The 25,143-nt window shown below is 48.5% G+C and carries 19 protein-coding genes; 3 read left to right on the top strand and 16 right to left on the bottom strand.

All coding sequences use genetic code 11. The features are described 5' to 3' along the window. Positions 1-164: 164 nt before the first annotated feature. A complete protein-coding gene (addA, locus tag KNO85_RS10250; RefSeq protein ID WP_214789672.1) occupies positions 165-3,782 on the bottom strand; it encodes a helicase-exonuclease AddAB subunit AddA in 3,618 nt (1,205 codons plus the stop codon). Then, positions 3,760-7,197: a helicase-exonuclease AddAB subunit AddB gene (gene addB / locus KNO85_RS10255; protein WP_214789674.1), complete on the bottom strand. Its 3,438-nt coding sequence runs from the start codon at positions 7,195-7,197 to the stop codon at positions 3,760-3,762. The genes addA and addB overlap by 23 nt, the downstream gene beginning before the upstream one ends. A 152-nt stretch (positions 7,198-7,349) precedes the next feature. Here addB and KNO85_RS10260 point away from each other — a divergent pair, with 152 nt between their 5' ends. Together KNO85_RS10260 and KNO85_RS10265 are read left to right on the top strand one after the other, a co-directional pair. Beyond that, positions 7,350-7,736, top strand: coding sequence for a truncated hemoglobin (locus tag KNO85_RS10260; protein WP_251126009.1), 387 nt, complete (start codon positions 7,350-7,352; stop codon positions 7,734-7,736). Between the two features lie 55 nt (positions 7,737-7,791). After that, positions 7,792-8,181, top strand: a complete 390-nt coding sequence (locus KNO85_RS10265) for a hypothetical protein (protein ID WP_214789678.1) — start codon at positions 7,792-7,794, stop codon at positions 8,179-8,181. Between the two features lie 30 nt (positions 8,182-8,211). On the opposite strand, the gene KNO85_RS10270 is transcribed toward KNO85_RS10265, so the two are convergent. The 10 genes from KNO85_RS10270 to KNO85_RS10315 all read right to left on the bottom strand — a co-directional run bounded on the left by KNO85_RS10270 (position 8,212) and on the right by KNO85_RS10315 (position 19,685). Further along, complete coding sequence (locus KNO85_RS10270) at positions 8,212-8,622, bottom strand: hypothetical protein (RefSeq protein WP_015880958.1); 411 nt, start codon at positions 8,620-8,622, stop codon at positions 8,212-8,214. Positions 8,623-8,749: 127 nt separating this feature from the next. After that, positions 8,750-11,818 (bottom strand): efflux RND transporter permease subunit, encoded by a 3,069-nt coding sequence (locus tag KNO85_RS10275; RefSeq protein ID WP_214789680.1) that lies wholly within the window; start codon positions 11,816-11,818, stop codon positions 8,750-8,752. 86 nt (positions 11,819-11,904) lie between these two features. Next, on the bottom strand, positions 11,905-12,375 hold the full coding sequence (locus tag KNO85_RS10280) for a competence protein ComK (RefSeq protein ID WP_214789682.1): 471 nt from the start codon (positions 12,373-12,375) through the stop codon (positions 11,905-11,907). Between the two features lie 127 nt (positions 12,376-12,502). Beyond that, complete coding sequence (locus KNO85_RS10285) at positions 12,503-13,843, bottom strand: sensor histidine kinase (protein ID WP_251130620.1); 1,341 nt, start codon at positions 13,841-13,843, stop codon at positions 12,503-12,505. 26 nt (positions 13,844-13,869) lie between these two features. Further along, entirely contained in the window at positions 13,870-14,532 is a 663-nt protein-coding gene (locus tag KNO85_RS10290) for a response regulator transcription factor (protein ID WP_015880954.1), read from the bottom strand. Positions 14,533-14,843: 311 nt separating this feature from the next. Next, a complete protein-coding gene (gene copZ, locus KNO85_RS10295; RefSeq protein ID WP_214789686.1) occupies positions 14,844-15,050 on the bottom strand; it encodes a copper chaperone CopZ in 207 nt (68 codons plus the stop codon). Then, positions 15,047-17,158, bottom strand: a complete 2,112-nt coding sequence (locus KNO85_RS10300) for a heavy metal translocating P-type ATPase (RefSeq protein WP_214789687.1) — start codon at positions 17,156-17,158, stop codon at positions 15,047-15,049. The genes copZ and KNO85_RS10300 overlap by 4 nt, the downstream gene beginning before the upstream one ends. Positions 17,159-17,169: 11 nt before the next feature. Further along, on the bottom strand, positions 17,170-17,472 hold the full coding sequence (locus KNO85_RS10305) for a metal-sensitive transcriptional regulator (RefSeq protein ID WP_214789688.1): 303 nt from the start codon (positions 17,470-17,472) through the stop codon (positions 17,170-17,172). 91 nt (positions 17,473-17,563) lie between these two features. Further along, a complete protein-coding gene (locus KNO85_RS10310) occupies positions 17,564-19,111 on the bottom strand; it encodes a long-chain-fatty-acid--CoA ligase (RefSeq protein ID WP_214789689.1) in 1,548 nt (515 codons plus the stop codon). Positions 19,112-19,211: 100 nt separating this feature from the next. Continuing rightward, the gene (locus tag KNO85_RS10315) at positions 19,212-19,685 is read right to left on the bottom strand and encodes a PTS sugar transporter subunit IIA (protein ID WP_214789690.1); all 474 of its coding nucleotides are present in this window, start codon (positions 19,683-19,685) and stop codon (positions 19,212-19,214) included. 188 nt (positions 19,686-19,873) lie between these two features. Between KNO85_RS10315 and KNO85_RS10320 the strand changes: the two genes are divergently transcribed. Then, complete coding sequence (locus KNO85_RS10320) at positions 19,874-20,737, top strand: aminoglycoside phosphotransferase family protein (RefSeq protein WP_214789691.1); 864 nt, start codon at positions 19,874-19,876, stop codon at positions 20,735-20,737. A 61-nt stretch (positions 20,738-20,798) separates the two neighbouring features. On the opposite strand, the gene lplA is transcribed toward KNO85_RS10320, so the two are convergent. From lplA to hemH, 4 genes are all read right to left on the bottom strand, one after another. Then, on the bottom strand, positions 20,799-21,788 hold the full coding sequence (gene lplA, locus KNO85_RS10325; protein ID WP_214789693.1) for a lipoate--protein ligase: 990 nt from the start codon (positions 21,786-21,788) through the stop codon (positions 20,799-20,801). 71 nt (positions 21,789-21,859) lie between these two features. Continuing rightward, positions 21,860-22,747: a Cof-type HAD-IIB family hydrolase gene (locus KNO85_RS10330; protein ID WP_214789695.1), complete on the bottom strand. Its 888-nt coding sequence runs from the start codon at positions 22,745-22,747 to the stop codon at positions 21,860-21,862. An 87-nt stretch (positions 22,748-22,834) separates the two neighbouring features. After that, on the bottom strand, positions 22,835-24,220 hold the full coding sequence (hemG, locus tag KNO85_RS10335; protein ID WP_214789697.1) for a protoporphyrinogen oxidase: 1,386 nt from the start codon (positions 24,218-24,220) through the stop codon (positions 22,835-22,837). Next, positions 24,213-25,142, bottom strand: a complete 930-nt coding sequence (gene hemH, locus KNO85_RS10340; RefSeq protein WP_214789698.1) for a ferrochelatase — start codon at positions 25,140-25,142, stop codon at positions 24,213-24,215. The genes hemG and hemH overlap by 8 nt, the downstream gene beginning before the upstream one ends. Between the last annotated feature and the right edge of the window lies 1 nt (position 25,143).

A 25,143-nucleotide genomic window follows, 5' to 3' on the forward strand; every position in this document is an offset into this window, starting at 1 on the left:
CTTCACTCCTTATATCGTTCCGACTCGGATTGTTCTATATGGAACAATTACTTATATAAAATAAATTACTCCTCCGCCTCTTACTTGTCAACGATTTAGAATGTGAAAATGCACATAATAAAAAGAGCGATGTCATATAACTGACATCGCTCTTGGCTTGCTCTTTATGAGGTGGCCACTGTTACGATTTCTTGTAAGTCGAGTGAGTAAATAAGCGTCTGCTCGACACGAATATCCCAAATCGTCTCAATCGCTTCTCGGTACAGTTGCAATTGAATCGCGTAACGATCCCGAAGCCGTTGATGTGCGTCTTCACGGGATCCGGATAAATGAACGACGGTGTCTGATTTATAGTCCAACAGGATATAAGATGTCCCATCGAAATACAGACAGTCGATAATCCCTTGAATCAGTACGTCTTCATCGGTAAACTGCCCATCTGGGTTGACCCGTTCAGCCGGTACGGTATAGGTGAATGGCAGTTCTCGCCAAGCGGTACCCTGCTTGAGCGCCTCGGCGAGCGCCTGTCCGACCTCGGTACGGAAAAACGCCTCTACGTCAGGAATGGCGAGACGTGCCGTTTCAGCCTCGACCGGGCTAAGCATCCCTTGTCTCTCCCATTGATCGATTTGATCGACAATCGGTTGATTCGGATCAGCCATTTGGAAAATCAGATGTAACGTAGTCCCGCGTTCGGCACCGCTCTGTTTCACTTGACGCCATTTCGGCTCCCGATAAGGTGTATCGATTGGTCGAACCGGGTCTTCAAAGGCGGCTTGTTCCAGTTGCATCGCTCGTTTCAATTCCGTCACCGTTTGTTTCGCCGCCGTGCGTACGGCATCTTGAGCCGGATATGCATATGTCAATGCTTGGTGAATGGCATGAATCGTCGCTTCCTCATTTTGAATAGGGAAATCAATCGCTTCAAACTGTTGAACATGATGTAGCTGCGCCATCATCTCTTGTAGTGTCGCAACCTCCGCCAAATCAGCTTCACCAATCATACGGTACGTCCAAGAAGACGACTCATAGAATGTAGCGGCTGTAGTGAATCCGAACGATTCGATAAATGGCGAGGCACTTGGTAGACGTAAGAGTGCTGGCGCAATCCAATCCAAGTACGTTTTCGCTTCACGTCTCGCCTCACTCGCTAACAATTCTCCAGATTGTTCGACTTGTAGCCACTGTTGGAGCTGTTTGAGCGAATCCCCGACCGTTCCGACGAGAATCAATTTCTCTTTTGCCCGTGTCAACGCGACATAGAGGACACGCATCTCTTCTGCTTTCATCGTCGCGTCTAAATCTCGTCGAATCATCGCTTTCACGAACGTCTCCGCCTTTGTACGTGTCACGACATCGATTGCATCAAGTGAAATTCCATACTGCTTATGGAAAATGACTCGCTGTTTCTGATCGAGTGTATTGAACTGTTTTCCGAGCTGGGCGACAATCGTTACCGGGAACTCGAGACCTTTTGACTTATGCACAGTCATGATACGAACGACGTTTTCTTCGTCGCCGAGAGACCGCGCCTCGGATAGATCTTCCCCCGTATCTTGTAAACGGTCCATGACACGTAAAAAGCGATACAGTCCACGATAGCCGCTTCGTTCATAAGAGAGCGCGCGGTCATAGAGCGCCTTCAAATTTTCTTGGCGCCCTTTTCCACCAGGCAATCCACCGGAAAAGTCATAAAATCCAGTGTCGTTGAACAACTGTTGAATCAATTCGGATAAGCTATGATTGCGCGCATAGGTACGCCAGCGGGAAAGACGATCGAGAAAGTCTCCACACTTCACACCGAGCTCGTCATCATCATCCGCTTTCGCCTTCAGCGCCTCATAGAACGAATCTTCGGACTCGAGTCGGATTCGTGCTAGCTCACCATCATCGAATCGAAACATCGGGGAACGGAGCGCTCCGGCGAGCGGAATATCCTGAAGCGGGTTATCAATTACTTTCAAGAGAGCAAGAATCATGCGAATCTCTGTCGCTTGAAAATAACCGCCATCGGAATCCGTATAAGCTGGAATATTGTACTGAGTCAAAATGTCCATCAACTGCTCGACTCGTCCTTTTTTTGAACGGACGAGAATCACGATGTCCCGATACTCACAGTTCCTGAGTTGTCCCGTCGCTTCATCCGTCACTTTGAACGGTTCATCTCCAGACACTAGCTCTAAAATTCGGGTCGCGATGGCTCGTCCTTCGACTTCCTGTTTCGATAATTCACGACTCGCTCCGTCGACAATCATCAATTCGGGATTCGCTGGGATCGGTTCATACTCACGACCCGGAACGAGTTGAGCGGCCTCATCATAAGCGATTTCTCCGACCTCTTCGTCCATGAGCTGAACGAACAAGTCATTGATCCCATGAAGCACCTCTGCCCGACTACGGAAGTTTTGGGAGAGATCGATTCGTTTTCCCGTGTCCGCCTGTTTGAAGCGTGTCGCCTTATCGATGAAGAGACCTGGCTCCGCATGACGGAACCGATAAATGGATTGCTTGATGTCTCCAACCATAAACAAGTTCCCGATTTCTTCCCGTTCATTTGCGACAAGATTGATGATGGTTTCTTGAATTTCGTTCGTATCTTGATACTCATCGACCAGTACCTCGACAAAGCGTTCTTTGTACAGAGCCGCGACATCAGACGGTCCATCTTCCTGCCGTAAGATGGCGAGCGCATAATGTTCCAAGTCGCTGAAGTCGACGAAGGCTCGGTCGCGCTTCGCTTGTTCATATGCTTTTCCGAACGCACGAACCGTTTGGACGAGCGTCTTGACGAGAGGTTGTTGCATCGAGACGCTTTCCAATAAATCCGCCCCGCTGACACGTGCCTGCTCAACAGCCGCCGTCAATTTTTTCTTCGCTTGATCATACGCCGGTTTGAGCACCTCATGATAAATCTGGTGTTCCTCTTTTTTAGGAACGGATTTCATCGTGCCAAACTTCATCGCACGTGCAGCCGTCTCGAGTTCGCTCCAGACGACGGCTTCCCCTTCTAACTGTTCTAACGGGAAAATTGCCTGACGGATGTTTTCCGACTGGGGTTCATATCCTGCAACCCGAAGCTCCGCCTCAAGCTTCCGAAGATTACGCACCGCTTTTTCGATGTCTTGCCACAACATGTGGCCAAATTCGATGAGGATGGCTTCCCGATCCGGGTCATCTCCGAACGTATACATCGAAATGAGGTTATCTAAATAGGCGTCGGGGTCCGGAAGTGTACGGGCATAATGATATAGACCGAGAATGAGGTCTTCGATTTCACTGTCCCCGCGATCTGATGTGTAAGCATCGACAAGGGCGAAGAAATCTGTATCCTGCTTCCCGTACTCTTCTTCAAGCACTTCTTCTAACACATCATCTTGTAACAACACGAGATCTCGCTCTTCCGCAATCTTGAATGCCGGATCTAAGTCCAATAAATAGTAATTTTCGCGAATCACTTCTAAACAGAACGAGTGGATGGTTGTAATGAGTGCCCGGTTCAACATTTGTCGCTGTTTCCGGACATACTCATTCGTTGGGTCGTCACGCAACGCCTCTTCCAGCGCCTTTGCGATGCGTCGCTTCATTTCTGCCGCTGCCGCGTTTGTAAATGTCACGACGAGCATACGATCTGCCGTCAATTCATCTGCTTCATCGAGCAATCGGCTAGACAACCGCTCGACGAGAACTGCTGTCTTCCCCGATCCGGCCGCAGCCGAGACGAGGACGTGACTTCCCCTCGCTTCAATTGCGGCGAACTGGTCATTCGTCCATTTCACGGTCATCCCCTCCTAACTCCTGAAATACATCTTCTTTCTCTAACTTTTTCAATTTGCGAGGTTCATTCGAGAGCGCCTCGTCAAAATGACAGACACTCTGATACGGACATGTCTGACACGGTCGCCGTTCTTTATATTCGTACGGCTCTACGTCTATTTTTCCGTCATACATCTCCTCGGCACTCGATTTGACGACATCAAACGCATGGTCCATCAACTGTTCGAGTTGAGGCGGTGTGACGATTTTCTTCAACGTATTCGCGTCAGGCGTCCCATCTTTTTTATATTTGACCGGGATGACAATCGATTTTTTCGAAGATTCTTTTGCGGAACGGTCCATCATCTCCAAAATCTTCGGGTCGTCGACCAATAGCCCTTGCATCTGATAAGACTCCAACACTTTTTGTCGCGTCTCTTCATCAGAACCTGCCGGTGGTACGAGTGGGCGATGGACGTGGAAATACAGTGCCGCAGCCGGCGCCACGTTCTCTTTCGTCCATACCTCCGCCTGCTCAATCAACACTTTCAAATAAATGAGCATTTGCATCGCGAGACCGTAATAAATTTCCGCAAAATCGACTTCGCGCTTGCTCGACTTGTAATCAACGATGCGAACGTACAGCTGGTCATGAACCATTGCCGTGTCGACACGATCGATTCGACCAATGAGCTCACACGTCGCCCCATTCGACAACGTGAATGAGACAGGTGGAAACTGACCGCTCCCGAATGCAAGTTCAAACGCTTTCGGGTCGAAACCGTCCCGTTTCGACTGTTCAATCAATACCTCTGCCGTCTTGCTGACGACATCCGTCAATTTTTTCTTCAAATAGGCGTATCGGTTTGAACTCATCAGAATCGCATGTTGGATTTCAGGCGTCACAAGTTCTACCGCCTGTTCCGCTAAGTTCACACATTCATCTGGCGCCACGTCCCGCCATTCTTTTCCGTCCATCTTCACCGTCTGTGACATATGTTCAATCGTTCGGTGATAGAGGTTTCCGATATCCGGTGCTTCGAGTCGATACAGACGACGTTCTTTTAAACGCAATCCATAACTTGCAAAATGCTTGAACGGACACGCTTGGAACGTCTCGAGTCGCGAGACACTCGCCCGAATCGATGGCGTGTAAAGCGATTTGGCGACATCGTCGTCTAATGATTTCGGGATATTTTGATAAAACAAGGCGCTCGTCAACAATTGCAATCGCTCGCGACCGTCCGGATGTTTCAACAGTTCGTTATAGACGGCGAACCACATATCTTGAATCGGATAATGACGACTTAAACGCTGAAGTTCGAGAGCCGTGACCGCTGCTGTCTGGTTCACATTCGTCAAAAAGGCGAATTGGTCACGCGGTCGGTGTTCCCCGGCTTCAGCAAAATGGGTCTTGATGACGTTTTTATGGAGACGGGCCTTTAAATCCGCAATGAAGCGCGCCGGTTGAATCGCCTTACCTGTTCTATCGACGAGGGCATAACTAATGTAGAGACGCTCACTCGGTGCCGTCACTGCTTTATATAAGTAATACGTTTCATCATCAAACAAGTGCTCGGTCGCTTTTCCAGCACGCAGACCGTTCTCATGCATGAAATCCAAGTCGTGATCGGTCAATAGCTTGGACTGTGTCGTGACGAGAGGAATTTGATCTTCATTCGCCCCGAGCAAGAACACCACTTTCTTATCAATTAATCGACCACGGACGTAGTCCGTCACCGTCAATTGATCGAGTGAAGGTGGAATAAGCGCATAGCGAAGACTATCTAGACCCGTGTCCATCATCTGGAGAAACAGTTCCGTCGACAAAGTCTCTTCTGGAGCTGCCGCTTCTAACTGTTCGAGTAAATGTAAGACCGCGTCCCACACTTGGGTATGTTCACGTGCTTCGAGCAACTGCGCTTCTTCAATCGCTTCGTCACGCCAATGAGTCAGACAGTCCGATACACCGATTCGTTCTAAGAAGGCATACATGGCATGCGTGTAGGCTTGCATCGTCTTCGCCTGTTTCAAATCCGACAGCAAGGGATCAAACGTTTCGATGACGCGTTCCCGGTAGCGATTCAACTCCACTTCAACATCTAGCTCTTCACTCGTCAGTCGCGCTTCTTCTCCTGTACGACGACGTAACTGCCATGCATCGTGCCAATGGTAGTGTTTGATGCCACGTTCAATAACGAACGCTTCGAGGCGGTCGACAGACGTGCGTCGGTGCGTCGGGTCGAGGACGACGAGCTCCGTCTTCAATGCCCGAAAAACAGCTTCCTCCCGATAGCTACGCAATGCGATGTCGATGGTGGCTTTCAACAATTCAACGAGCGGATGGTCAAGCATCGGCTGCCGTTCATCTAAGAAGTAGGGCAGCCCCATCTTTTGTAACGCTTGTGATGCCAGGTCGCCATATTCATCGAGTGAACGCGAGATGAGCGCAATGTCTCGGTAACGATATCCTTCTTCACGCGTGAGTCGGATGACCTCGCGAACAGCCGCCTCCACCTCGACAGTCCGGTCGACGGCAGCGTGCAAGTCGACACGATTCTCCGTCCCGGTGTATGGCTCCGCCGTCATCTGGTCAAAGGTCGCCTCTAAATAACGAAGACTTGGATGTGTGTAGCGATATACGTTGTCATACGTTTTGTCGACCGATAGAAGTTGTCGTTCCGACAAGAGTTCCTTGAAGCGCATGAGCGTACGCTGTGTCGGTCCAAACAATGGATCCGGACGATACATGGATGAGGGATCAAGCGTCAACAACACATCGACGTCGACCTTTTCTGCAAGACCGACGAGGACGGCTAGTTCCTGCTCTGAAAACTCATTAAATCCGTCCACATATACATGGACTCCCGTCAAATCCGTCTCCGGTAACAGTTGCAACAGGACGTTGAAATAGTCCTCCGCGTGTAGCGACTTACCTTCCGTCATCTTCAAAAACCCTTCATAGATGATGGAGAGATCCTGTAACTTTAAGGCACGATGTTGCGCTTGTTCACTTAAGCGTAATAGATGCTCCGGTTCAACAAGTCCTCGCTTCAACATGGAAATCAATTGGTTCAACTCTTCATAAAATCCGAACTGGTTCATCGTTCGACGGAACAAGGTCAGCCGCTCCTCGCTCATCTCGACGACTCTCCGTAACAACAGATGCGTCCCCGTCTGATCTAAGAATTGGTCCGTTGCCACTCCCGCATCTCGCATCATTAAGAATGCGAGACGGCGCATCGACAGCACTTGGATCCTTGTCGAGCCGCGCAGACCGTCCACTGTAGCCATCTTCTTCTCCATCTCAAACGACATTTGGTCCGGCACGATCATATAAATCGTTGGTCCGCTCGGGTTCTGTTTTAAATCCTGAATGACTTGTTCAATCATCCGTTCACTTTTCCCCGTTCCCGATCGACCAACGTGAAAGGTTACTGTCATTTTAGCGAACACTCCTTCCCTTTTTTCTTCATTATGAACCATCTCCCTTCATTTGTAGAGGGAAACCTCCTCTTCACCCCACTAAAAAAAGTTATAGCCTGCATCGTTCCCATTTTTGTTCAAAATCGATTAGACTGAACGTATGAGGGGGAATGAATGTGAGTGCCTATGAACAATTTGGAGGCGAAAGCGGCGTTCAACAACTTGTTGACGCGTTTTATGACCTCGTCTATGCCGACCCGATTTTACTACCGCTATTTCCGGCAGACAAAGATCGGGTGAAACAACATCAATTTGAATTTCTAACCCAGTTGCTAGGTGGTCCAAAGTTATATTCGGAACGTCGCGGTGGCGGGAATTTAGCGATGATTCATCATGAGCATCCGATTTCTGAGACACATGCCGGGCATTGGCTCGGATGCATGGAGCAAGCGCTCAAGACGGTCGATGCGCCGGAATCAATCAAACGCCAACTCTTCCAGCGACTAATCATGTCGTCCTCGAATGTTGTCCGCGTTTGCTCGCATCATTTTGAGTAGTCACAACTATAAAAAGTGGGTATGATAGGAAAGTAAGTAAAGGAGGTCGTTTCACATGACAGAAGAAGAAAAAAAAGAAGTCGTCTCATCTGAGGAAGAGGGGACGGAAGAAAAAGAAGAAACGGTAGTCCTCGCCGACGCGCTTGATGAAGCTAACCAAGCAGCTGAAGCAGAAGAAGATGAGGACGATGATGAGGATCAGCCGGAAGAGAAGAACATGGATCACATCAAAGGCGTCTTCAACTTCGACCATGAAAATGGCCGTGAGTACCGTGTCGTCTTTTACAACGATCGCAAAAACTTAGTGTTCCGTGAACTTGGAAACGGCAAAGTCGAATTTGTCGGTCGTTTCTCGGACGACGCATACGATGAAGAAAATGAGGCAGAAATGCGTGAACTCGGGCAACGTGAACTCGAGCGCATTCTAGCTGAACGCTTCAAATAAAAAAATCGCCGAATTTTTCGGCGATTTTTTTTAGTTCTTCTTATTTCGTTTCTTTTTACGAAGTGCATACGCCACACCGGCAATCCCACCGACGACAGCAAGTCCAGCGACGACTGGGACGAGCACACGCTTCGTTGGAATCATCTCTTTCACACGCTCATAAGGCGTTGGTGTCGAGAACTCTAATTGTACGGCTGTATCACCGTGTCCATGCGCCCGCGCCTTACGTGACGCATCTGTGACGACCACACGCCCCGTCGTCCAGCGACGATTGCCGTACTCGTCTACGTACGGACGACGTACACGTTTCACGTCGCGTACCATCTTCCCACGCGCACGATCTGGTCGAACGACACGCTCACTGGACCAAGAGCGGCTTCCTGTCACACTATACGCAGGTCGTACTTTCCTACGATTGAGCCAAGTATATGAATCGTTCATCTTCAATTCCCTCCCATACTGTTCAAAACCTCTCTTCTAATTATACCCATACAACATCACCCAAAACATGTGACAAATGGTCCAAAAAAAGGTGTGACACCATTTAGGCGTCACACCTTCTCAAGATTCATTCTGTAAATGGTTTGTCCTTATGACGACGTTTCGCCAAAATCAGGTAATACGCCGGCACAAGCACGAGAGTCAACACAGTCGAGAATAGAATACCCGACACGATTCCGATCGCAAGCGGTTTGAAGAGCGGATCTTCTCCAAGTGCGACTGGTAAAAGGGCAACGACTGCCGTGAGCGCTGTCAAGAGAATCGGACGAATCCGAGCCCGTCCGGCCTCATATACAGCGGTTGTGACCGGTAATCCTTCACGAATGCGTTGTTCGATAAACTCGAACAGAACGACTGCGTTCCGAACGACGATTCCCGCAAGCGATACCATCCCCATTGATGCCATGAAACTGAACGGCGTCTGTGTCACGAACAATCCGACGACCGCTCCAGCAATCGCAAGGTAAATCGTGAACAACACGAGAAGTGGTAGCGACAATGAGTTGAACTGGAATGCGATAATCAAGTAAATCAAGAACAAGACGACGACGAACAATGTCGCAAGCTCTAAGAAGAACTCGTTTTGTGTGTCGCTCGCGCCAGTCTGGTCGAACGTAATTCCTTCATCCTCTAACCCAGACTTCGCATCTTCCAACACTTGCTCAACATCTTGCTTGAACGCATCTTCGTCCATGCCCTCACTCGCATAAATTTGGAGTGTGACCGAACGCTCCCCGTTTTCACGAGGGATTTGTTGGATTTGTTCCGTTGTCGTCTCCGTCACAAACGTGCTGAGTGGTGCAACAGGTGGACCTGCTTCCGTTTCGACAGGAACTAAAATGTCATCAAGGGCAAGTGCTTCGCGATTCGCTTCCGCATCGATGACAATTTTCACGTCACGCTGTTCTACCCCATCATCGAACGTGCCGATTGGAATACCGTCTGTGACGAGTCGAATTTGATCACTAATGGCTTTCGCCGTCACGCCCGCTTGTGCCATCTCCTCACGATTCAACTCGTATGTGAGGGTTTGGAACGGTTCTTTAATGTTATCGAGGACGATTGCGCCATCGATTTCTTCCAAGTCTGCTTTCACTTGGTCACGTGCAGCGACGAGCTGATCAATCGTTTCGCTACGCATCGTGAATTCGACAGGAGCCGATGCCGGCGGTCCTTGTTGTTGCGTATCTAAGAAGATTTCGGCGTCTGGATAGTCTTCACGCAACACGTTTGTGTATTTATCGATCAACTCGATGGCATCGATTTCTTCATTATCGACGCGAACGATGACTTGCCCTGTGTTTTCACCGGATTGATCGAGTCCACCCGTGAATAGACCAGGAAGTCCACCACCCGCAAAGATTGATGTTTCAACGACCCCTTCTTCTTCTTGGAATCTTGCTTCGATTTCTTCAAGTCGTGCTTCCGTCTCTTCTAAATCCGTCTGTACAGGTAACGTCACACTCGTCACCACTTCTGGACGGTTCGCCGCCGGGAAGAACTCAAACGGCGTGAGAAGAATCAAACCATATAGCGCTGTCGTGATCACGAAACCGACAATCCCGAACGTCCATGGACGTTTCGCGACGCTTGGCAAGAGACGGTCGGCATAGAAGTTGCTGAGACGATTGAGCGGTCCGCCGAGCCAACCCGGTTCACGTTTTGATACTTTCACTTCTTTTCGGTTCAAACGATACTGTGCAATCGGCACGAGCGTCAAACTGATGACCATCGATGCCAAGACAGAGAGCGCGAGCACCGTCGGTAAGGCACGGATGAAGTTTCCGTTCGCTCCAGAGAGCAAAGTGAGCGGAAGGAAGGCGAAGACGACCGCGAGTGTCGACGTGACAATCGAGCCCCATACTTCCTTCGTTCCACGAACTGCTCCGAGCATCGCAGAATCCCCGTTACGGTACCGTCGTAAAATATTGTCGTTGACGACAATCGCGTCATCGACCAAAATCCCCAGGGCGATGATCGCTCCGATAATCGAGATTTGGTTCAAATCGACCCCTGTGAACTGTAACGGGATCAAGGCAATCAAGAACGACAACGGAATTGCCAAACTGACGATGATTGAACCAGAGAACGTGAGACCAATCGTTGTCACAGCAATGACGGCGATGATCGCGATAATGAATTCACGCGTCAGTGATGAGAAGATTGCATCGACTGCTTTCGCCTGTTCATAATACGGGACGAGCTCAAACCCGTCTAAATCTCCAAGACCGTCTTCCACTACCTCATTGACACGGTCTTGCATCGTCGGAATATCCAAGCCTGATTCAATCGGTACAGTGATGGAAACTGCTGGTTTTCCGTCTAATGAAACGAGATCCGTCTCACTTTTCGCCGTCTCTTCGACCGTTCCGACATCTTCTAACAAGACGGGCTCTCTGTTAAATGAACCGACGATGACTTGCTCCATATCGTTTACATTCGTCAAGTTGTCGATTGCTAGTTGATAGATGCCTTCATCGGTCGATTGGCGACCGAGCGGTGTCGTTTTGTACTCTTCGTTGATGGCCGTCAACACATCAGGGAAGGCGAGCTGCCTTGCACCTAGTTGTTCGGAGTCGAGCGAGACGACATATTCCTGCTCCGGTAGCCCTTTGACGGTGACTCCAGTCACACCATCCGTTCGCAGAAGGTTTGATTCTAATTGCTCAATATCTGCACGAACGTCCTCGAATGATTCACGGTCATCTGCTGTCAATAAGTACGATGCGACAGGTAATTGACCGAGTGAATCATTGACTGTCGGTGCGAGTGCGTTTTCCGGAAGCTTTGGTGTCGCATCAGACAAAGCTTGGCGTACGTTCGCCTGAAATTCTGCCTGATCGGTTCCATCTGCATACTCGACCGTAATATTCGAGAACTCTGAAGCCGAAATCGACGTCACATTCTCTACGCCTTCTAGACTGCGTAGTTCTTCTTCTAACACGCCGGTAACACTTCGTTCAACCGTTTCTGCAGTTGCACCAGGATACGGTGTTTGAACGAGCACGATGTTGATTCCTGTCTCCGGAATCTCACGCTTAGGGAGCTGGAAGAACGTCAGCACACCTACGACGATTGCTACGAGAAGAAACACGATGACCAGTTTCCCTCGTTCAATCATTTTCTCAAAAAACATAAAAACCCCTCACTTTCGGAAGATGTGCAAATACACATATGATATCTCTTCTTCATCATAGAGGGGTTTCCCAGTGAATTCAATCCTTAAGCGTGTTGCAATGTGCTGTCATGGAAACGTTTTTGAAAAGCGTATGATAATTCGATTGACCGTTGTTTTTGCCTTGCCACTGTATGATCGGATACATGAACCTTGACCGACTCACCTGTCAAAAATTGAATAAGCGTCTGTTTTCCGTCTTTCTTGATTGATGTCACATGTTGAAAGTTGATCCACGCACAGTCTGGACTCTCCTTTGCAATCGTCGGAAAGAAGACCGCGTCAGCATGCCAATCCATCACGACAGGTGTCTTCCGATGTGGACCGAGGACATGACGAGCGGCTTCAATTCTGCCTTGAATACTCGATCCATAGTACAAACACGCATGTTCCAACAGATCGATGGGTGATCCTTTCATCCGGGTCACGCCTTCCGGCTGATACACGAGTGTCTCCGCTTCGCCAAACTCGTTAAATACAGGAATTAAAGCTCTCGTTTCATTGGTCAATCTACTCATCTTTTCATCCCCCATAACGTATGTAATGACTTACACGTCATTCATACCAGGATTCCGTACGTCCTGCAAATCGACTTTTTAACATTTCCCATAAAAAAACCAGCCGTTTTCTGGCTGGTTTTGAAAATCAAGTATTAGATTTTAAAGCATGGTTCGGTTTAAGTCGCGGAAAATAAAATCGTACCGCAGTTCCGTCCCCTGTATTTCGAAGGGAGACTTCCCCTGTGTGAAGTGTCACAATTCGTTGGACGATAAATAAGCCGAGTCCGAACTTTCCTTGTTTGCCTCGAGAGAACTGATGGAATAAGTCGAGGCTCTCATCAACCGGCGGTCCATCATTAAAGATGATGATTTCCACGCCAGACTCGTCCCGATTCAAGTCAATCCGAATACAAGTCTCCGCATAGCGTAGCGCGTTGTCGAGAACGTTCTCGAATGCGACCCGAATCTGTTCCCCGTCCCCGAGCATCTCTCCGCCTTCACCATTAATTTCCCAATCAAGCTGTCCTCTCAGTTTGAAACGCGCCACAAGAAGCTCCATCAATTTATCGAGATTGATCGGTTCAAGTTTCATCTCTTGCCCTTTGAAATATTCGAGCTTCGTCACATATAGCAAATCGACGACTTTCTTTTCGAGTCGAGATGCTTCTTCGTCAATGACCTCAGAAGAACCTTTCAAGTCCCCTGTCGGATAAATGCCATCCCCAATCGATTGGGCATATCCACGGATGACCATGATCGGTGTTTTCAAATCATGCGAAATGTTTTGAAGCAATGCCTGCTGTGCCAAATCCTGTTCTTTCAATTCTTTGCGCATGGCATCGATCGAGTGGGCCAGTTGCCCGAGCTCATCCTGACGATCCAATGGAAGTGCCGTCTCCCATTGACGATTTGAAATCTTCTCGACCGCCCGTTCCATCTCGACGATCGGCTTCGTCAATTGGCGAGACATGAGCAGTGCTGGGATGAGTGACAACAGGCTGATCACCCCAATGAGGATCGAGATGCGCCAATACAATGTTGATACCAACTCACGTCGGTACGCATCCCACGCATAGGAAGCTTGATATACGATTGTGCCGTCATATTCATTTTGACGAATGATGTAATAGACGTCTTCCCCATCAATCGTTGTCTGATATCGCTCGACTTGACCACTTTGGTTCAACGCTTCCTGATACATCCGGTTCGTCAATTCAAGTGGAGCCGATCCGTAGATGATTCGTCCATTCGGAAGAAAAATCAATTGGTTGACCGAACGTGACTCTTGCTGGCGCCGGTCATATTCAATCGGATTTTGCGGATAATTCTCTAACTCGTTCGTATTGCCCAAATAGTAGTCTACATCTCGTAGCGTCTCGTACACTTGTTCATCGATGAACTGGGTGATCGAAGAGCGAATCGTGATCAAAATCATAAGCGCGAGCGTCACGATGATGAGCAGGATGAGCACCCAAATCTTCCACATGAGACGCTTCGGTTTAAGTGCGTTCATCATGGTCTGACGAGACGGTAACCGATACCGTAAAGCGTTTCGAGCTCAAGCCGATGCAATTTCTTACGCACGCGGCGCACCAAATCATCGACGACACGGTCCGAACCGAAATAATCATTCCCCCATACCCCTTCGAGAATCTGTTCACGCGACAAGGCGGAACCAGGGTGTTCTAAGAAGAGAAGGAGTAAATCGAACTCTTTCGATGTCAAATCAATCTCTTCATCCCCGTGTTTGATGAGACGCTTGTCCGGATAAATCGTATACTCTCCGTACTCGATATGTTCGTTTGATTTCGATCCGTAGACACGGTCAATCAGCTTTTTGACGCGAATGACGAGTTCTCTCGGGAGAAATGGTTTGGCAATGTAGTCATCCGATCCCATCTCAAGACCAATGATTTTATCGATATCCTCATCCCGAGCTGAGATGAAAATCGTTGGCGTATTCGCATTGACGGCCTTAATTTGTTTTAACAATTGAAATCCGTCTAAGTCCGGCAGCATGATATCGAGCACCCATAAGTCTGGCTGGTCCGGAATGGCTTCTTGTGCGGATGTCCCGTCCGCAAATGAACGAACGTTGTATCCTTCCTGTTCTAGATACGTGACGAGCATTTTATTCAAGTTTGCTTCATCGTCGACTAAGTAGATTGTATACATTCAAGTCACCTCAACACGTTTTTTCTCATCATATCAAACAATTGTCGTGAAATGATGGGAAAGGTTTAGAGTCAAAGAAAAAGAAGGCAACGAAATTCGCACCTTCTTCAACGTACTGAATTTGTTCGTAACTGTTGCGCCAAAAACGCTGTGCCCCCACTAATCAACGCCAACACTCCACTGATCATGATGATTTCCATGATGTTCGCCTCCCGTTGATACCGATTCTCATTATCAACTTAAATATAGCATACATCCAGTTCATTGAATACAACAAAAAAAGTCCCGATTTGACTCGGGACTTCTCATCATTATGCTTTTACGTCGTATCCTTGTTCTTCGACTGCTTCTACCATCGCTTCGCGCGTGACAGAGTCTTGGTGAATCACGTCGACCCGATGCTCTTGGAGAGATACGGTCGCTGATTCGACACCGTTTAATTCATTTAATGCTCCCTCCACTGCAGCTTTGCAGTGATTGCATGTCATACCTTCTACTGTTAACGTTGTTTCTTTCATGATGATGATCCTCCTTGTGTTTTTAATCGTAATGCGTTCAAGACGACAGACACCGAACTGAACGCCATCGCCGCACCCGCGATCCATGGGGCAAGTAACCCCGCTGCTGCGACCGGTATGCCAAGACTATTGTAAGCGAGGGCCCAAAACAAGTTTTGACGAATGTTTTTCATCGTCAAGCGGCTCATATTCATCGCCCGACTCACACCTTCAATGTCTTGCCCTACAATTGTAACATCCGCCGCCTCGAGCGCGACATCGGTACCACTTCCGAATGCGATCCCGACGTCTGCTACCGCAAGGGCGGGTGCATCGTTCATGCCATCCCCTACCATCGCGACACGACCTGATTTCTTCAAGCGTTCGATTTGGTCCGCCTTCTCGACAGGGAGTACCTCGGCAATGACTTGGCGATGCGGAATCCCAAGTTCATCGGCAATCGCATAGGCAACCTCTTTCCGGTCACCGGTCAAGACGTACACCTCGCGTGTTTGACTGAGTGTCTGCACAACATCTCGACTTTTCGGCTTCAATTGATCTTGTAGTCCGAACGCCGCGACAATCCCACTCTCATCTGCGACGTAGACCGGGGTCATCGCTCGCATCGACCAATCTGGTAAGTCGAATCCGAGCTCCTCCATCATTCGAACAGAACCGATGATGAGCTCTTCTCCATCGACAATCGCTTTGACACCACGTCCCGCTAGCTCTTCTACTTTGGTTACGACACCGTCGCCGGGTTCACGACCGATCGCTGCAGCCAATGGGTGTGTCGATTGACGTTCTGCCATAACAGCACGTCGGAGCGACGCTTCATCTCCAAACGTTTCCACCACTTCAGGCGTACCGTTCGTCAACGTTCCTGTTTTATCGAAGACAACGATATTCGCTTCATTGAGCGATTCGAGTTGACCGCCACCTTTGAACAAGACACCTTGCTCTGCCGCTCGTCCGGTTCCGACCATGATTGATGTCGGTGTCGCCAAACCAAGCGCACATGGACAAGCGATGACGAGTACCGCAATCGATGCACGAATGGCCGTATCGATATCATTCAAGAGGAACGCCCAGACAGCGAAGGTGACGGCACTGATGGCTACGACGATCGGTACGAACACGCCAGAGATGCGGTCGGCCTGCCGTTGAATCGGCGCCTTATCCGTTTGTGCTTGTTCGACGACACGTACGATTTGAGCGAGCATCGTCTCTTTCCCGACACGTTCTGCCCGCATGAGGATTCGGTGGGATTGGTTGATCGTTCCACCAACGACCTCGGCATCTATCGCCTTCTCTAAAGGAATCGATTCACCGGTCAACATCGATTCATCGATGACCGTCTCCCCTTCGATAATCCGTCCGTCTACCGGAATCTTCTCACCCGGACGAACAACGAGAACGTCTCCCGCTTTGACAAGTTCGACGGCGACAGACCGTTCTTCTCCGTCGACAAAGAGAATCGCTTCCTTCGCTTGAAGCGATAACAGTGACTTCAATGCATCGGTCGTCTTCTCTTTCGCTCGTCCCTCTAACCATTTCCCAAGCAATACGAGCGTGATGAGAACGGCGCTCGTTTCAAAGTAGAGATGTGGATTCATCGGGTGCACAATCATTTCAAAGATGGAGTAAAAGTATGCGGCTGACGTTCCCGTCGCGACGAGTACATCCATATTCGCCGAGCCACTCTTCAAGCTCTTATACGCCCCTTGATAAAACTGCGCCCCAATCCAGAACTGGACGGGAGTCGCCAGAGCGAATTGCCACCACGGATTCATCAGCCATGGTGCATGAAATCCGAGTCCTGGGATGTGTGTCAGCATGACGAGGAGTAACGGCGCCGACAACAAGGCAGAGATGATGACTTTCCGTTGTAATGGACGCAAATCATGCGGTGGTGCCATCTCCACTTTCGGTTCAGCTCCGTATCCGATCTTCTCGATTCGGGCGATTAGCTCTTCTTCTGTGATCCCTTCATCGACACGGATTGTTGCCGTCTCGAGCGGAAGGTTGACGGTCGCTTCGACTCCGTCCATCTTGTTCAACACTTTTTCGATTCGTGCCGAACAAGCCGCACAGGTCATTCCTTGTATGGATAACTCAACGGTTTTCATGACATCCCTCCTTATTTTTTGATGCGGCTGACAATCGTCATCAATTCATCAATGTAAGGTTCCATGTCCTCCGTCTCACTCGCGTGAACCAAACACTTGCGCATATGACGTTCTAACAGTTGCATCTCGACTTGCTTCAACGCAGCTTGAATGGCTGACGTCTGTGTCAAAATATCGACGCAGTATCGGTCGTTCTCGACCATCTTTTGAATTCCCCGGACTTGTCCTTCGATTCGTTTAAGACGCTTTCCGAGTGCCTCCCGCTCAGCATCATCACGTGGAACGAGTGGTTGTTCATGCAAAAATTCATCCATGTTGATCACCTCACCCTTAATATACCCCTACCCCGTAATAGTGTCAAATGAAATGATAAAAAAGGGACGACTCGTAGTCACCCCCCTTTACTCAACTATTTTGAAACGCTTCGCTTTTTAAGACCGTACGTAAAATCTTACCTGTCGTATTTCGCGGAAGCTCTTCGATGATCTCAATATAAGTCGGTTGCTTATATTTCGCCAACTTCGTTTGTGTGTATGCACGAATGTCCTCTTTCGTCACATTTTCATGTTTCGTGACGACGAACGCTTTCACCGCTTCCCCTTGTTCGGCATCCGGCACACCGATTACTGCCGCTTCCACGATGTCAGGGTGTTGGTAAAGAACTTCTTCTACCTCACGAGGGTATACGTTATAACCTCCGACGATGACCATATCCTTTTTCCGGTCGACGATATAGAAATAACCGTCCTCGTCACGTCTCGCCAAATCTCCCGTATAGAGCCATCCGTCACGGAGCGTCATCATCGTCTCTTCCGGCAACTTGTAATATCCTTTCATGACGTTCGGTCCGCGTACAATCAATTCTCCGACTTCCCCGACGCCGACTTCTTCCCCAAGCTCGTCGACGACTTTGTTTTCGACGTGAACGATTGAAGGACCGATTGACCCAGCTTTTCGCTCACCGTGGAGCGGATTGAAACAAGTGACCGGTGACGCCTCAGAAAGTCCATATCCTTCGAGAATCTTACATTCGAACATCTTCTCAAACGACTCGAGCAATTGGACCGGTAAACTCGCCCCTCCTGAGACGAACACGCGTACATGTTTCAACGCAGACGTATAGGCCGGTACTTTCATCGCCGTCTGCAGCAAGAAGTTGTACATCGTCGGCACTCCCGCAAATAATGTCACACGATGCTTCGGCACTAAGTCGAACACATCTTGTGGTGAGAATTTTGGTAAGATGACAATCGTTGCACCACGAAGGAGCGGCGCATTGACGATGACCGTCAAACAGAACACGTGGAACATCGGTAATGCCGCCAACGCCTTATCTTCTGGCGTGATATCCAAATATTCCCCGATGGAGTGCGCATTCGAGAACAAGTTTCGGTGGGTCAATAAAGCGCCTTTCGGTTTTCCGGTCGTCCCACTCGTATAGAGGATAACAGCAACCTCTTCCTCGTCTACTTCGACGAACGTCCCCTCTGCTTCTGCGAACGCTTCCGCGAACGGAATAAACTCAATTTCGCCTTCCCGTTTCAATGCCGGTACATCGGCATATGGGACCGAGATGACGAGTTTTAGTTGTGGCAACTTCGAAAGTGCCGCCTCCGCCTGTGCGACAAGCGGTGACAATCCAACTATCCCTTTTACGTCTCCATCAAGCAGAATGTACGCCATTTCATCAGGCGTGTATGTAGGGTTGATCGGAATGACGACCCCTCCACGTGACAACACAGCGAAGTACGCAATCAAGAACGCAGGGCTATTGCCAAGAACGAGAGCGACATGGTCGCCTTGTCCAATCCCCTTTTGTTCAAGCGTCGATGCCATCGCCTTGACTTGCCCATAAAACTGTCCGTAACTCACCGTGTCTTCCCCAAACACGTACGCTGCTTTTTGCGGGTGAGCAGCCACTACTTCCTGCAGTGACTTGACTAAGTTTGCCATGGTAATCCCCCTTTAAATGAATGATGATTCACTTTTGAGCCATAAAAAAGAGCACGTTGTCCGCGCCCTTTTCAATTACTTCTATTGTACATGAAATGCTTCAATAAGAAAACGCTTCCAAAAAGTTCGTCTGTAAGTGATACAATCCCGTTCGACTTTGAACATGCACGAGCGCTTGAAGCGACTCGTCGTCCATAAGTAAATCATCAATCAATTTATGGTACGCCTGTTTTTTTGGTTCCGTCGTAGCTGTAATCAATAAGATTGCCTTCGCGTGAATCATTTCACCCGTGATCGTCTTCACCTCACACGGATGTAACAAGTGAAGGAGTGATATGCCGTCTCGTTTTGAGATGGAGACCGGAACATCGATGACAGCCACCGGAACGGCCACGTCACTCACTCCAGACGGAATAATCGTCTCTTGATCCAGAATCACTCGTATAAATGAAGAATCGACGATCTCTTTACGTTCCAACTCTAGTCCTACCGCCATGACAGCCCGTTCAAACGTCGCTTGTTCCGTCACCCACATACGACTTGCATCCATCCATTCACTGAGCCTCCGATACATCGTTACTCCTCCTATTTTGACCAGCCTCCACGAAAGCGCTTGCACAAATTATGATACGCCTTCTCCTGTCCCGGTGCAATCCGTAGCATCAACGTTCACGAAACTGCCAAACATCGAAAAAGTAATGCTATACTTTTTTAGTAATTTGTTTTAGTTAGATATATAACATTATAGTGGGGGGGATAACTTTGCTCGAAAAGCTTATTAATATCTTTGCATTGAATATCCAACATTTCGATTCTGTAGAAAATTCCTTTAGTTCGACTGTTTATCGATGTGTGCAAAATAATGGTGAGGTTGTATATATCAAAATCCCTTTCTCTAAAGTGAAATTGTTTCGTGAACTTGAAGCTTACCGACTTTTAGATGGTCACGTCCCAATCCCAAAATTACTAAACTATTGGACCGGCGATGAAAATTCAACTGGTGCACTATTATTAAAAGAATCAATGGGTGAGCAACTTTCCTTAGACTCATCGGAAACGATCGCTTTTCAGGTGGGACAAGTGCACGCTAAGATACACTCCATTCAACCGCCAGCCAATCACAAGAACACCTATATCGAAAATGTTTTTCAAGAGTGGCCACAATTTCTAGATCGTCAATTTTATGGTTTCGCCGTAGATGCAAGACCTTTGTTGGAAGAAGCATTATACAATAAAGCCATACATTCTTTTGAAAAAATGAAGATGAACCTTCCTGAACCAGATGGACCTAGTTTCATACACATGGATTTTAGACCGGGTAATATTCTCGTCACATCATCCGAAGTCTCAAGTTTAATTGACTTTGAAACAGTTCGTTTCGGTTCAACAGAAGTCGATTTCACTAAGATTTATCGCGATTATCTGAGTCATGACTCACAGTTATATGAAGCCTATCGAGAAGGTTACTCAAGTATTAGACCATTGATTGATCTCGAGCGCGTGCTTCCTTTTTATCGATTCACCGATGCGTTCAATAGTATCGGATGGTGTAATCGTAGAGGACTTGAACAAAATATAGATTTTTTCGAAAGAAACTTGAATATCCTTGAAACAGAGTTAAACTAACCTCTTATAAGTCATATGAAAAAAGGTTCTTCGGAAGTCCACTCCCGAAGAACCTTTTTCATTAACTAATCAAATCAACCAATTCCTCGAGCTCAACATTTCCGAAGTAATGTTTCAAATCGAGTTGCATCAATTGCTCACGGATTGCCGAGCGTTCGAAACGAGTTCCGACGAGCGCTTGTTCGACATCTTGGATGTCACCGACACCGAAGAAATCACCGTAAATCTTCGCTTCTGTGATCGTCCCTTTGTTGACGTTCAAGCGGACATCGATTGTACCGATTGGGAAGCGACGTTTCGACTCGACATCAAACTTCGGCGACTTCCCAAAGTTCCAGTTCCAGTTCGCATAACGTTCTTTCGAGATATCGTGAACAATTTCCCAATCCTCGTCACGAAGTACGTAACGCTCTGGCTGTTCGCCATCGTAAATCGAATGGAGCAACGCCTCGACGAAATGTTCCATCTCCATCTCACGCTCTAAAAATTCAGTGATGTTCGCCACACGGCTACGGACCGATTTGATCCCTTTAGAGCGCATCTTCTCTTCCGAGACGTTGAGCGAGTTGACGACCTCTTCAATGTTCGAGTTGAACATGAGTGTTCCGTGGCTGAACATACGTCCACGAGTCGTGAATTGGGCGTTCCCGCTGATTTTACGCTCTCCGACCTGAATGTCGTTACGACCCGTTAGTTCAGCCTCGACACCGAGGTTGCGTAACGCATCAACGATTGGTTGCGTAAACTTCTTATAGTTATTGAACGAGTTGCCATCGTCTTTTGTGATGAAACTAAAGTTCAAGTTTCCTTCATCGTGATAAACAGCACCCCCACCAGAAAGGCGTCGAACGACATCGATGCCGTTCTCTTCGATGTACTTCAAGTTGACCTCTTCTGACGTGTTTTGGTTCTTCCCAATGATGATTGATGGGCCGTTAATATAGAACAAGAAGTAATCTTCATGATCTACGTTCAAGTGTTTTAAGATATACTCTTCGACCGCCAAGTTAAGCTTCGGGTCGCGGATATCCGGATTAAAAATAAATTTCACAGTCTATTTCCTCCTAGTCGGATGTTCGTTACTCGTATTATACGAAACGAGACGATGCCTCGACAAATCTTTTACTCCCACTCACCTGTCATCACACGTTTCAAGGCGTTCGCCACCCCGTACTCGTCGTGACGCTCTGTGACATGGTCGCTGATGGCAATCAAGTCTTTGTGGCTGTTGCCCATCGCAATCCCTTTACCGGCCACTTTGAACATCGGGACGTCATTCAAGTTATCCCCGATGACGACGACTTCCGATAAATCGATGCCATAATGTTCAGCGAGTTTTGTCACACCGTTACCTTTATCTGCGCCATGTGCCATCACTTCGATGTTGTCATTACCTGAAGACGTGACGTACACCCCTTCGACTTGTGCTTCGATTTCTTTCCAAAGAGCCGTCATTTTCTCAAGATGGCTTGAGAACGCGATGAACTTGTAGACACGCCCTGCTTCTTCACGAATGAAGCCCTCGATGTCGTCGACAATCTTCACATCTTCATTGACGTAATAGCGATTCTTGAAGAATTCGTACATCTCAAGCGAGCGATCGTCACCATTCGCTTTCAAGTTTTTCATCGACGCTTCAATCAAGTCGCCACGGCTCGCCACAAGCCCAGCTTCCGTGTACATCTCGTAAAAGACGTCCGCATATTTGTCATCTTGATGAAGGACATCGATGACTTGGAGCGCCTCTTCGATCGTCAAATCGATTTCGTGAAGGACTTCTCCCGACGTGTCGAGCACGCGTCCCCCATTCGACGAAACGATTGGGCAAGAGAGTCCGACCTCGTCTAAGATTTGTTTCGCATTCACATAATTGCGCCCCGTCGCAATAGCAAATCGAATCCCTGCTGCTTCTGCTTCACGAACGATTTCTGCTGTCTCGTTCGCAATCTTGGTGTGGTTGTGCAAAATCGTACCGTCCATGTCTGATACAAAAAGTTTATACGTTGCCATCTTCCATCACTCCTTTTTCTCTTTCGCTTCTAACTATAACAAAAAGAGAGGGATTCGGAACAATCCGAACCCTCCCTTCATCAAATCTCAATTTTTTTCACGCAATGCCTTCACTTGTTCCCGCACGCTCTTCACACAGTCCGGCATCCCAATCCCGTCATAGGCAATCCCGGCCAAAATAACTCCAGGGTATACCCGGCTCATCTCAGCTCGGAGCGCTTTGACGCGGTCCGCATGAAAGACCGCATAAGGCGGCAATCCGTCACGAAGTCGACTGACGACCGTTTGAATCGGATCACGGTGAATCCGCATGAGACCACGAAGATCATGTAACGCCGTCTCGACAATCTCATCATCGGACGCTTCGACGATGTCATCTGCCCCCGGTCGACCTAAAAAGACTCGGAGGACGTGATATCCTTCCGGTACGGCATGTGGCCATTTCTGGTCGATGAACGTACACGCCGTAATCGTCACATCTGCTTCCTGACTCGTCACAAATCCTGTCCCGACGAATGGAAGCTCGATATCTTCTTCTTTAAAGACAAGTGAGCAAGTCGCTGTCGCATGCGGCTTCATCTCTGCCAAGAAGTCACTATCGACTTTCGGGAGGAACTGACGAATGAGGCGAGGTGGGACCGTCAACACGAGATGGTCCGTATCGATGTCTCCACGATTCGTAAAGAGGCGATACCCGTCCTCACGTTCGGATACTTGTTCGACGGAACAGTTCAACACGACCTCAGTTCGTTCCAATCGCTCAGCCAGGCGGTCCGTGAGCGATTTGAGTCCCCGTTTCAGCGAGGCGAACTGACCGACTTTCTTCGCACCAACTTCAGCGACCCGCTGTTCAGGACGCAAATGACGCATTCCTTCATATAAGTTCCCGTATTTCTTTTCTCCCTCGATGAACTGCGGGAATGTCGACATCGCGCTCATTTGATCGATGTCCCCGGCATAAATGCCAGAGAGTAACGGTTCAATCAAACGGTCGACAATCGGATCTCCGACACGCTCACGAAGATAGAGACCGAGCGAGACATCAGAGTCTGGCGCTTCCACATCGGGTGGCGTCAATAACATCTTCTTCAAGTCCTCATGCTCTTCTTCAGAGAGCAGTGTCGTTTCACGAAACGCGTTGACATCAAGTGGAATCCCCATCACTGTCTGTTTCGGGATTGGATGAAGCCCGTCATGATGGAGGACATAAGCCTGCCCTACACCGTTCCGAACGAGTTCATCACCTAAACCGACGTCTTCAATCAATTCTGTCATCGCTGTCTTTCGAAAGACGTACGAGTCCGGTCCGCGTTCAACCGCAAACTCGCCCGTCTCATACGTATCAATCTTTCCGCCGAGGCGATCCGTCGCCTCGAGCAATGTGATCGACACATCTTCCGGCAAATAACGCTCCGCATAAAAAGCGGCAGTGAGACCTGTGATCCCACCACCGACAATCGTAAATTTACGCATGATGTACAATCACGCTTTCCATTCGATCCGCGATGGCTTCGATGAAGCTTCGCTCTGCATTTGGCATAGCTGGACGAGCATAGTGAACTCCTAGGCGGTCACAGACGACTTTACATTCAACATCGTTGTCGAATAGTACTTCAAGGTGATCTGCGACAAAGCCGACCGGTGTATACACAAACGCTTCGTAGCCATGCTTTTCATAAAGTTCAGCCGTTAAGTCTTGGACGTCTGGTCCAATCCATGGATCTGGTGTGTTCCCTTCTGACTGCCAACCGACTTCAACGTTCGGAACACCTGTCGCCTGAGCGATTTTGTCTGCCGTCTCTTTCAATTGATCTGGATATGGGTCGCCCCCAGCCAAAATCTTTTCAGGAAGGCTATGTGCCGATACGATGAGGCATGCTTTTTCAGCCGGTACAGGCAAGTTTGCAAACGTTTCTTTGATTGCCTCTGCCCACCAGTTGATGAATTTCGGTTCGTCATACCAAGAATCAACTGAGCGGATGTCGATGCCATATTTCGCTGCTTCTTCATGCGCACGACCGTTATATGATTTGACGCTATATGATGAGTAATGCGGTGCCAATACGACCGATACCGCTTCTTTGATGCCGTCGTTCGCCATTTGCGCGACCGCATCCTCTACGAATGGTTCGATATGCTTCAATCCGATATACAGTTTGAACTCGATTTCACCTGCATGACGCTCATTCAAGATGTCACGAAGCGTCTCCGCTTGATCAATCGTGATTTTTGCGAGTGGAGAGACACCACCAATCGCTTCATAGCGTTCCGTCAAATCTTGGAGTGCTTCCGGTGACGGTTTGCGTCCGTAACGAATGTGCGTATAGTAGCGTTCGATATCTTCCGGCTTGTACGGTGTGCCGTACGCCATGACAAGTAGTCCGACTGTTTTCATA

The organism is Exiguobacterium sp. s124, from assembly GCF_018617485.1.
Lineage (GTDB): Bacteria > Bacillota > Bacilli > Exiguobacteriales > Exiguobacteriaceae > Exiguobacterium > Exiguobacterium aestuarii.

Coding starts and splice junctions, on each gene's coding strand:
- addA (WP_214789672.1), bottom strand. CDS start 3,782: ATGACCGTGAAATGGACGAATGACCAGTTCGCCGCAATTGAAGCGAGG.
- addB (WP_214789674.1), bottom strand. CDS start 7,197: ATGACAGTAACCTTTCACGTTGGTCGATCGGGAACGGGGAAAAGTGAA.
- KNO85_RS10260 (WP_251126009.1), top strand. CDS start 7,350: ATGAATGTGAGTGCCTATGAACAATTTGGAGGCGAAAGCGGCGTTCAA.
- KNO85_RS10265 (WP_214789678.1), top strand. CDS start 7,792: ATGACAGAAGAAGAAAAAAAAGAAGTCGTCTCATCTGAGGAAGAGGGG.
- KNO85_RS10270 (WP_015880958.1), bottom strand. CDS start 8,622: ATGAACGATTCATATACTTGGCTCAATCGTAGGAAAGTACGACCTGCG.
- KNO85_RS10275 (WP_214789680.1), bottom strand. CDS start 11,818: ATGTTTTTTGAGAAAATGATTGAACGAGGGAAACTGGTCATCGTGTTT.
- KNO85_RS10280 (WP_214789682.1), bottom strand. CDS start 12,375: ATGAGTAGATTGACCAATGAAACGAGAGCTTTAATTCCTGTATTTAAC.
- KNO85_RS10285 (WP_251130620.1), bottom strand. CDS start 13,843: ATGTGGAAGATTTGGGTGCTCATCCTGCTCATCATCGTGACGCTCGCG.
- KNO85_RS10290 (WP_015880954.1), bottom strand. CDS start 14,532: ATGTATACAATCTACTTAGTCGACGATGAAGCAAACTTGAATAAAATG.
- copZ (WP_214789686.1), bottom strand. CDS start 15,050: ATGAAAGAAACAACGTTAACAGTAGAAGGTATGACATGCAATCACTGC.
- KNO85_RS10300 (WP_214789687.1), bottom strand. CDS start 17,158: ATGAAAACCGTTGAGTTATCCATACAAGGAATGACCTGTGCGGCTTGT.
- KNO85_RS10305 (WP_214789688.1), bottom strand. CDS start 17,472: ATGGATGAATTTTTGCATGAACAACCACTCGTTCCACGTGATGATGCT.
- KNO85_RS10310 (WP_214789689.1), bottom strand. CDS start 19,111: ATGGCAAACTTAGTCAAGTCACTGCAGGAAGTAGTGGCTGCTCACCCG.
- KNO85_RS10315 (WP_214789690.1), bottom strand. CDS start 19,685: ATGTATCGGAGGCTCAGTGAATGGATGGATGCAAGTCGTATGTGGGTG.
- KNO85_RS10330 (WP_214789695.1), bottom strand. CDS start 22,747: ATGGCAACGTATAAACTTTTTGTATCAGACATGGACGGTACGATTTTG.
- hemG (WP_214789697.1), bottom strand. CDS start 24,220: ATGCGTAAATTTACGATTGTCGGTGGTGGGATCACAGGTCTCACTGCC.
- hemH (WP_214789698.1), bottom strand. CDS start 25,142: ATGAAAACAGTCGGACTACTTGTCATGGCGTACGGCACACCGTACAAG.